This is a genomic window from Shewanella sp. 10N.286.52.B9 (assembly GCF_002873635.1).
GTDB lineage: Bacteria > Pseudomonadota > Gammaproteobacteria > Enterobacterales > Shewanellaceae > Shewanella.
Genome location: NZ_MCTY01000153.1, coordinates 1 through 422, shown reverse-complemented (window position 1 = coordinate 422; position 422 = coordinate 1). Strand labels below are relative to the sequence as shown.

Here is a 422-nt window from a genome sequence, read left to right as displayed (position 1 = left end):
ATTAAATAAGAGTCCACTTAATAAATTTGGACGAAAAATGATTGAACTTCAAAGCATCATATCTGCAACGAATAATGAACTACTAATTGGTGAAGGCTTTGAACTAGTCATTGTCGATAAAAATGGTCAAATAATACAACAAGGCGATTCTGTAAGAAAGACTATTTTTGATGAGATGATTGCAGAAGTGACAAAAAAATTTGCTAATAAATTTAGACAACTACAGCAAGATGATTTTAAGTAAAAGAACCAAGGAAAGATTTTATCTACATGTAGTTATCATGAGTTAGCGCTCATGATTTACTCATACAGCTTTGTATGACTGTAGATTAGTGGGCCACACAAATAGTACAGTTTAAACAGCTGCTCTATCACTGATTTGAGTAAACCTTGGGGAATAAAAGTTTAAAATACCATGATTT

Annotated in this window: 1 protein-coding gene; it reads left to right on the top strand. The window is 31.5% G+C overall.

Annotated elements, in window-relative coordinates; all coding sequences use genetic code 11:
- Nucleotides 1-244 (top strand): hypothetical protein (locus tag BCU91_RS08185; RefSeq protein WP_206747619.1); only part of this gene is annotated, 244 nt, incomplete at its 5' end.
- Between the last annotated feature and the right edge of the window lie 178 nt (nt 245-422).